Origin of the sequence: Faecalibacterium sp. An192, assembly GCF_002160175.1 — a bacterium.
Classification (GTDB): domain Bacteria; phylum Bacillota; class Clostridia; order Oscillospirales; family Ruminococcaceae; genus Faecalibacterium.
Window position 1 is genome coordinate 1 of the sequence record NZ_NFKB01000081.1, and the last position, 8653, is coordinate 8653.

Consider the following 8653-nt stretch of genomic DNA (forward strand, 5'->3'; position numbering starts at 1 on the left):
GTGATTCATGGAAAGCCGGATACGCCGAGAGGTGTACGTCCGGTTTGGGAGGCGGCTCCCTGAAACCTACCGGTGAAAGCCGGCAAGGCGCAGGGTGCCTACCTCATATTTGCTCCAAATGCACAGTTCCTATGTTTTAACTGACCCCAAAGGTACTACGGTTCTTGAAGTCGGAAACGCATTTTTGAAGAAAGATTATCGCATAAAAATATTCAACATCATCAATTTTGGCAAGTCGATGCATTACAACCCCTTCCACTATATCCACTCAGAAAAGGACATTTTGAAGCTGGTGACAACCCTCATGACCAACACCCGTGGCGAAGGCAAAGGGGGTGACCCCTTCTGGGACAAGGCGGAAAAGCTCTTGCTTACGTCGCTTATCGCCTATATTCACTATGAAGCCCCAGAGGAGGAGCAAAACTTCGCTACATTGCTGGAATTTCTGAATGTGATGGAAGTCCGGGAGGATGATGAGGAGTTCCAAAACCCTGTGGACCAGATGTTTGAACGGTTGGGAGAGCGGCAGCCGAACCACTTTGCAGTACGCCAGTATCGTCTCTACAAGCTGGCTGCCGGAAAAACGGCTAAGTCGATTCTTATTTCCTGCGGTGCCCGGCTGGCCCCATTTGACATCGCGGAACTTCGTGAAATTACTTCTTATGACGAGCTGGAATTGGACACCCTGGGCGACCGGAAAACAGCATTGTTTCTCATTATGTCCGACACAGACAGTACCTTCAACTTCCTGATTTCGATGGTGTATACCCAGCTGTTTAACCTGCTCTGCGAGAAAGCCGACGATGTATATGGCGGGCGGCTGCCCGTCCATGTGCGCTGCCTGATCGACGAGTGCGCCAACATTGGTCAAATCCCGAACTTGGAGAAATTGGTGGCAACCATCCGCAGCCGAGAAATCTCGGCCTGCCTGGTTTTACAGGCACAGTCCCAGCTGAAAGCGCTATATAAGGACAACGCGGATACCATCATCGGCAATATGGACAGCCAGGTGTTTCTGGGCGGTTCGGAGAACACTACCCTCAAAGAACTATCGGCTACGCTGGGCAAGGAAACAATCGACATGTACAATACTTCGGATACCCGCGGCAACAGCCCAAGTTACGGAACATCGTATCAAAAAACCGGCCATGAACTCATGAGCCGGGACGAGCTGGCCGTCATGGACGGCGGCAAGTGCATCCTGCAGCTGCGCGGCGTCCGGCCTTTTTTGTCCGACAAGTATAACCTGACTCAGCACCCAAACTATAAGCTCACCGGCGACTATGACAAGAAAAATATGTTCGATATTGAGAAGTTTCTTGACCGGCGTTTGAGTCTCAAGCCGTCTGATACTTATGATGTGGTGGACGCAGATAACCTTTAACCTATGAATTGTTGTCCCTCAAAACAGAGGGCCATTTTTATTTACCCAGGCCCCAGGATACACCAGAAAATCAACCCTCGCCGCGGTTTGCGGAACCCAAAATATACGATTTCAGATGTGCATCTGGCCGGCCGCAAGTTCTTTTATTTATAAGGAGGAGATCACTATGGAATTTTTTAACAGCGCAATCGAAGTCCTGCAGACCCTCGTTGTTGCTCTGGGCGCTGGCCTCGGCGTGTGGGGCGGCGTCAACCTGCTGGAAGGTTATGGCAACGACAACCCCGGCTCGAAGAGCCAGGGCATGAAACAGCTGATGGCCGGCGGCGGTGTTGCGCTCATCGGCACCACCCTCGTTCCCCTGCTGTCCGGTCTGTTCGGCTAATCAAAGCAAACACACAAACGCTCTCTAACAGAATATTTTTCCATTAGAGAGCGTTGCTTGCATCGAAACCTTCTGGTCATATGGATTCGGAGTCGAGGGGCAAAAGCCTCTCGATTTCCGATTTCTCATGTTCTTGAAGGTACACTGGATTCAGTTCTTTTTTATTATAGTGCAAATAGGAATCTTTGGTTTTGTCAATCAGGAAGATTCTGGCTCGTAAATATGTTCAAACTCTGTGTACAAGCGTTTAACTTGACCATAACCGCGGGTCTTGTTTTTCAGCGTGTAGATTTCATCCACACTATAAGGAAGCTGCGGCAGACTTTCCCGCATCACGATGACGTAGTAGTTATCACTGGCTTTGGCGCAGGCTGCAAATTCTTGCGTTGCCGCAAAGGAATTGTCCTCGTCTATGAATACAATGCTGTCCCGGGTGGCGGTAAGCTGCATTTGCCAGACATTAGAGGAAAGCACTACGCACGGTTTATCACAGCGCAAAAAAATGCCGCTCTTTTCGCCGTCTCTGGCATATTGGGCGATGAGGTCGATCAAGGTCGATTTTCCAGTTGCGCTATCACCGCGCAGGATGGTCAAATTACGGCGGACGGAAAATTTATACTGCACCCGATTGTTCCGTACTATAACTTCATGAATCCCTTTCATCATGGACCACCTTACACATAACGGGCTGCAATCTCTGCAAGGTCGCCCATATTGTCTACGACCTGCCCATTGTTTAAGATTCTGACATTCATCTTTCTATCCCCAAAATCCATGATATGGCGCAGATTGATGGTGACATCCTGCTTCTTGGCAATCTCAAGAATCCAACGGGCGCAGTTGTCGCCACAGTTGGAAGCGTTGAAAACCTGCTCAGGCAGATGATGAATCAGCATCAATGTTTTTACCCCGCCAGAGAGCTTGGTAGGGGGAATGACGCCGAGGGCCTTGGTATGAACGGCATTGGGGCCGAGCACTTCTCCTTTATCCACCGCTTTAATCATTCGGCGGTCCAGAGGGTCGTTCAGCCAGTCATCCAGATAGATATTGTTGAAGTAGTTTGATGTGTTGTAAATAGCTTGCGGCATATCGCCAAAGTAAATGCTCAGCATAACGCCCCTCCTTCGGGTTCTTGTCATTATTATAAGACCTTTGGGAGTTTTTGTACACACCAGAATGATAAATTCGCCTAGAAAGACGAAAAAACATCTGTTTGCACTTTGCCCCCCTTTCCAGCGCCACAAGCGGGAACTGCCACCCACAGTACAGGGCTTTGAAATTCGCCCGCGGCGCGCTGGCAGCTGGGCAAAATCCGCTTCACAACTCAACTTTTTCATTCACAGGAGGAAACGATTATGGAAATCTTTTCTGTTGCAACCGCGCTCTTTCAGTTTCTCGCGTCTCTCATGAGCCTGCTGTCCCGCTTCCCGCTGCTGGGCTAAGGAGGGTGGCCCGTGGACAAGGTACTCCAGAAAATCACAGAGTGGCTTAAGGAGATACTGGTCGGCGGGGTCATGGGCAATCTTGCCGGGATGTTCGACAGTGTGAACCAGCAAGTGGGCGAAATCGGCGAGCAGGTCAGTTTGACCCCGGCCGAGTTCTCGCCACGGGTCTTTGAGATGGTCCAGGAGGTGTCCGAGTCGGCGATCCTGCCGATTGCGGGCATCTTCCTGACCCTCGTGGCCTGTTATGAGCTGATCCAGATGGTCATCGACCACAACAATCTGGCCAATTTCGAGACCTGGACCTTCTTCCGTTGGGTGTTCAAGACCTTCGTGGCCGTCACCCTCATCTCCCACACTTTTGACATCACGATGGCTGTGTTCGATTTGGCCCAGACGGTGGTGGGTGAAGCCAGCGGCATCATCGCGGGCAGCACAGCGGTGGATGATACCACGCTGTCCAGCCTGCAAACTTCCCTCATGACCCTGGAGCTGGGCGAACTGCTGGGACTTTACCTGCAATCTTTCATCATTGGGTTCACGATGCAAATACTCTCCATCGCCATTTTTGTCATCGTGTATGGCCGGATGGTGGAAATATATCGCGCGTCCAGAAGCGCCGCTTTTCATTCAAAGGCGGTGTGCGGGCATTTTGGGAACCCGGCTTTAGCAAGCCGGTAAAGAAAAGTATCAAGGACGTGAAAAGCGTCACTTTAGCGTCATCCGATTTACCCCGGAGGGAAACTACAAGGGGGACAATAGCGTATCGGAAAAATCGCAAGTTGGGAAAACCATCTACCCACGACTGAGCGGCAAGACGCAACATTGTGAATGAGGAGCAAGGCTAAACTGCTTTAAGGGCAGTCCGAGGCGGGATACTCGACCCGGCGGCGCAGGATGGTTATTTTCGCCGTATGTCATAGCGGAATGTGACAGGTAAACACAGACCGCACGATACTTATGACAGCCAGCCGCAGTAAGCGGAAAAGGACGAAAACCCACTACCGACATCACAATACGCTTTTCCCAAAATGTCTAACTGGAGATTGCCTAAACCGGAACGCCGGAACTATCCGGCTATGCGTAATACCGCAAGGTGAGAAATTTCAAGGAGTAAAAACCCAAGAAAGATGACGCTGAATATCCGGCATGGCAACGGAGCCTCCGTAGTAGTCCGAGGGCGGGAAAGCTGTCTACATGGCGAAGGGAGGCAGGATGTCAACCAACCCATAAAAAGGAAAGGTGCGTGAGGCATTATGAGAAGTCCTGAAAATGTGTTGGAAAGCCTAAAATCCAAGGCGTGTAACAAGAGTTACAAGTACGAGCGGTTATACCGCAACCTGTACAATCCACAATTCTATCTGCTGGCATATCAGCGGATACAGGCGAAACCAGGCAACATGACAGCCGGAACAGACGGCAAAACCATTGACGGAATGGGAATGGCAAGGATAAACGCCCTCATTGAAAAGATGCGGGATTTTCGTTATCAGCCTAACCCGGCAAGGAGAACGTATATCCCGAAATCCAATGGGAAAATGCGTCCTCTGGGGATACCGTCATTCGACGATAAACTGATACAGGAGGTGGTGCGGCTCATCTTAGAGAGCATTTATGAGCCAACCTTTAGCGACTATTCCCACGGTTTCCGTATAAACAGAAGCTGTCATACGGCACTCAAATACGTGCAGAAATATTTTACGGGGACAAAGTGGTTCGTTGAGGGAGATATAAAGGGCTGTTTTGACAACGTAGACCATCATGTGTTGATTGCTATTTTGCGAAAGCGGATTGCAGACGAACATTTCATCGGTCTGCTCTGGAAGTTCTTGAAAGCCGGATATATGGAGGATTGGAATTATCACAATACTTATTCCGGTACTCCGCAAGGCTCCATCATCAGCCCTATCCTTGCAAACATCTACATGAACGAACTGGACAGTTATATGGCAGAGTATGCAGAGAAATTCAACTGCGGAAACCGCCGTAAAATCAATCCTGCGTTCAAGAAGAAGCTGGATGTCTGCCGGGGGAAAGAACAAAGGCTTAAAAGAAATCTCTCTAAAATGAGCGAGGAAGAAAAAGAAGGTCTAATTGCAGAAATCCGGGAACTGCGGCGTAGTCTGAAATCTATGCCGTATAGTGACCAGATGGACGATAGCTATAAACGGATTTGCTATATCCGATATGCCGATGATTTCTTAATTGGAGTTATCGGCAGCAAAGGGGACGCAGAACAGATTAAACAAGATGTAGGCTGCTTTATCCGGGAGAAACTTCATCTGGAAATGTCCAGGGAAAAGACATTGATTACTCATGGACATGACTTTGCGAAGTTCTTGGGATATGAGGTCACAATCGCCAAAGGCGAATACAACAAAAAGACCAAAACCGGGGCTACCAGACGGGTAAACAATGGAAAAGTCTTGCTCTATGTTCCCCATGATAAGTGGGTAAAACGACTGTTCTCCTACAATGCCCTCAAGATTAAATACGACAAACAAAATGGAAACAAAGAGGTTTGGGAACCTGTCCGGCGCACTCGCCTGCTGCACTTGGACGATTTGGAAATCTTAAACCAGTACAACGCAGAAATTCGTGGATTGTATAACTACTACCGACTTGCAAACAACGTGTCTGTACTCAATAACTTCTACTATGTAATGAGATACAGTATGCTCAAAACCTTTGCTGGAAAATATCGGACACGAATCAGCAGAATCATTCGAAAATACCGTAAAGGAAAAGATTTTGCCGTGGAGTATTTGCAGAAAAATGGCAAGGTCGGGCAGACACTGTTCTACAATAAGGGATTCCGCCGCGACACCAAAGTAGGCAAGGAAAATCCTGATATAGTGGCAAGAGCTGTTGAGAACTATGGAAGCAACAGCCTCATAAAAAGGCTGAAAGCCAACAAATGCGAGTGGTGTGGTGCGGAGAATATGCCGCTGGAAATGCACCATATTCGAAAACTCAAGGATTTGAAAGGCAGGAAACAATGGGAAATCGCCATGATCGGGCGCAAGCGTAAGACCATGGCGCTTTGCGTTAACTGCCACGACAAATTACACGCTGGAAAATTAGACTGACATCCGGAGAGCCGGATACGCTGAGAGGTGTAAGTCCGGTTCGGAGGGGAGTTCTTGGAAACCTACCATAGCAATATGGCAAGGCGCCGGGTTCTTACCCTACTTGCCGTGAGTTTAGCCCCTGTTCCATTCTCCACTTTTGGCAGCAAAGAACAATCGCAGATCGGCCAGAACTATTTGCGCGGCTTGTTGGCCCTGGGCTTGCAGGGCTTCCTCATCATGATCTGTGTGGGCATCTACGCGGTGCTGATTCAGGGCGTTTCGTTTGCATCCGACCCCATCGGCTCTATCTGGGGCGTCATCGGGTACACCGTCCTGCTCTGCTTTACCCTGCTCAAGACCGGCACCCTCGCCCGCAGCATCCTCAACGCCCACTGACCCTATACCTATTATATAAGGAGGTACAAATGGCAGCCTATATTTCCGTCCCGCGTGACTTGACGCGGGTTAAATCCAAAATCCTATTCGGCCTGACCAAACGGCAGCTCATCTGCTTCGGGACCGGCGCACTCATCGGTGTGCCGGTCTACTTTTTTGTCCGCTCGGCAGGGAATCTCAGCCTGGCAGCCCTGGCCATGATTGTGGTCATGCTCCCGTTTTTCTTCTTCGGGTTGTACGAGCGCAACGGCCAGCCCCCCGAAGTGGTGGCCCGGCAGTTCTATCAGGCCCAGTTCGTCCGGCCCAAGGTCCGTCCTTACCGTACCAACAACTACTACGCCGCCCTGATGCGGCAGACAGACGCCCAGGAGGAGGTGACCCGCATTGTTCAAAAAGCGGAACAGCGAAAAGCCCGCAGATAAACCCCTGCTCAGCAAATCGGAGCAGAAGAAGATAGACCGCATTGTGAAAACTGCCAAGCGGGACGACGGCATCCCCCGCACTGCCCAGCAGACCATCCCTTTTGAGCGGATGTTTGCCGACGGCACCTGTCGGGTGTGCTCCAACTACTACACCCGCACCATCCAGTTTCAGGACATCAACTACCAGCTGGCCCTGCAGGAGGACAAGACCGCAATTTTTGAGGAATGGTGCAGCTTTTTGAATTTCTTTGATTCGTCGGTCCACTTCGAGTTTTCGTTTGTGAACATGGCGGCTGACGCTGAGAGCTTCGAGCACAGCATCCGCATCCGGCCCCGGCAGGACGGCTTCGATGACATCCGGGCTGAGTACAGCCAGATGCTGAAAAAGCAGCTTGCCCAGGGCAACAACGGTCTGACCAAGACCAAGTACCTGACCTTCGGCATCGAGGCGGCGGCCATGCGGCAGGCAAAGCCCCGACTGGACCACCTGCAAAACGACATCCTCAACAACTTCCGTCGCTTGGGCGCGGCGGCCCGGGTCCTCAACGGCGAGGAACGGCTGCGCCTCATGCACGATATGTTCCACATGGACGGCGAATCCAAATTCAGATTCAACTGGAAGGAGCTGCCCAAGTCGGGCCTGTCTGCAAAAGACTTTATTGCCCCCAGCGCCTTTGCTTTCAACACCCGTACCTGCCAGATCGGCGGGATGTACGGGGCCATGAGTTTTCTGTCCATCACGGCGTCGGATTTGAGCGACCAGCTGCTGAAAGACTTTCTCGGCATGGAGTCCAGTCAGGTTGTCACCATGCACATCCACTCGGTGGACCAGAACAAGGCTATCAAGACGGTCAAGCGGACCATCACTGAACTAGACCGCGGGAAGATCGAGGAACAGAAGAAAGCTGTCCGCGCAGGCTACGATATTGACATACTGCCGTCAGATTTGGCGACCTATGGCCGCGACGCCAAGAACCTTCTGAAAGAGCTGCAAAGCCAGAATGAGCGGATGTTCCTGCTTACCTTCCTGATTCTCAACACCGGCCGGACGCCACAGGAGCTGGAAACCACCGTCTTTCAGGCGGCCAGCATTGCCCAGAAGCACAACTGCCAGCTCACCCGGCTGGACTGGCAGCAGGAACAGGGCCTTATGTCCAGCCTGCCCCTGGCCCACAACATGGTGGAGGCGGAGCGGGCGCTGACCACATCCAGTACCGCTATCTTCATCCCGTTTACGACACAGGAGCTTTTCCAAGCCGGGGAAGGCGCGCTCTATTACGGCCTGAACGCCCTCTCCAACAACCTGATTATGGTGGACCGCAAGCGGCTGAAAAACCCCAACGGCCTGATTCTGGGTACGCCCGGTTCAGGCAAGTCCTTCGCTGCCAAACGGGAAATCACAAACGCATTCCTCTCCACGGACGACGATATTATCGTGTGCGACCCCGAGGCCGAGGTGCGACACGAAGTCGCGTAATGTATTGCGTGTAAACGCTGCTCTATCCATTTGGAGTAACCCTACTGTGACCTGCACTGGTCAAAAGCCAGCGTTGGGA

General features: G+C 51.2%; 6 protein-coding genes and 3 pseudogenes. 7 read left to right on the forward strand and 2 right to left on the reverse strand.

The window, feature by feature from the left end:
- Nucleotides 1-109: 109 nt before the first annotated feature.
- Together B5F27_RS15170 and B5F27_RS15175 are read left to right on the forward strand one after the other, a co-directional pair.
- Nucleotides 110-1384 (forward strand): annotated as a pseudogene (locus tag B5F27_RS15170) (type IV secretory system conjugative DNA transfer family protein); the annotation flags it as partial.
- Nucleotides 1385-1550: 166 nt separating this feature from the next.
- The gene (locus B5F27_RS15175) at nucleotides 1551-1766 is read left to right on the forward strand and encodes a Maff2 family protein (RefSeq protein WP_087368922.1); all 216 of its coding nucleotides are present in this window, start codon (nucleotides 1551-1553) and stop codon (nucleotides 1764-1766) included.
- A 198-nt stretch (nucleotides 1767-1964) separates the two neighbouring features.
- Here the strand turns inward: B5F27_RS15175 and B5F27_RS15180 are convergent, their stop codons facing one another.
- Nucleotides 1965-2432, reverse strand: a complete 468-nt coding sequence (locus B5F27_RS15180) for a hypothetical protein (protein ID WP_144066554.1) — start codon at nucleotides 2430-2432, stop codon at nucleotides 1965-1967.
- Between the two features lie 8 nt (nucleotides 2433-2440).
- Nucleotides 2441-2878 (reverse strand): DUF4869 domain-containing protein, encoded by a 438-nt coding sequence (locus tag B5F27_RS15185; protein WP_087368924.1) that lies wholly within the window; start codon nucleotides 2876-2878, stop codon nucleotides 2441-2443.
- 432 nt (nucleotides 2879-3310) lie between these two features.
- Here B5F27_RS15185 and B5F27_RS15190 point away from each other — a divergent pair, with 432 nt between their 5' ends.
- From B5F27_RS15190 to B5F27_RS15210, 5 genes and pseudogenes are all read left to right on the forward strand, one after another.
- The gene (locus B5F27_RS15190) at nucleotides 3311-3889 is read left to right on the forward strand and encodes a CD0415/CD1112 family protein (RefSeq protein ID WP_343214649.1); all 579 of its coding nucleotides are present in this window, start codon (nucleotides 3311-3313) and stop codon (nucleotides 3887-3889) included.
- 575 nt (nucleotides 3890-4464) lie between these two features.
- Entirely contained in the window at nucleotides 4465-6297 is a 1833-nt protein-coding gene (locus B5F27_RS15195; protein ID WP_087368926.1) for a reverse transcriptase/maturase family protein, read from the forward strand.
- A 108-nt stretch (nucleotides 6298-6405) separates the two neighbouring features.
- A pseudogene (locus B5F27_RS15200) lies at nucleotides 6406-6675 on the forward strand (hypothetical protein); the annotation flags it as partial.
- A gap of 29 nt (nucleotides 6676-6704) precedes the next feature.
- On the forward strand, nucleotides 6705-7097 hold the full coding sequence (locus B5F27_RS15205) for a PrgI family protein (protein WP_087368927.1): 393 nt from the start codon (nucleotides 6705-6707) through the stop codon (nucleotides 7095-7097).
- A gap of 31 nt (nucleotides 7098-7128) precedes the next feature.
- Nucleotides 7129-8553 (forward strand): annotated as a pseudogene (locus B5F27_RS15210) (conjugal transfer protein TraE); the annotation flags it as partial.
- Nucleotides 8554-8653 lie beyond the last annotated feature (100 nt).

What these genes read in the sequence shown, in the direction of transcription:
- B5F27_RS15175 (WP_087368922.1), top strand. Translation starts at nt 1,551, where the DNA reads ATGGAATTTTTTAACAGCGCAATCGAAGTCCTGCAGACCCTCGTTGTT.
- B5F27_RS15205 (WP_087368927.1), top strand. Translation starts at nt 6,705, where the DNA reads ATGGCAGCCTATATTTCCGTCCCGCGTGACTTGACGCGGGTTAAATCC.
- B5F27_RS15180 (WP_144066554.1), bottom strand. Translation starts at nt 2,432, where the DNA reads ATGATGAAAGGGATTCATGAAGTTATAGTACGGAACAATCGGGTGCAG.
- B5F27_RS15195 (WP_087368926.1), top strand. Translation starts at nt 4,465, where the DNA reads ATGAGAAGTCCTGAAAATGTGTTGGAAAGCCTAAAATCCAAGGCGTGT.
- B5F27_RS15185 (WP_087368924.1), bottom strand. Translation starts at nt 2,878, where the DNA reads ATGCTGAGCATTTACTTTGGCGATATGCCGCAAGCTATTTACAACACA.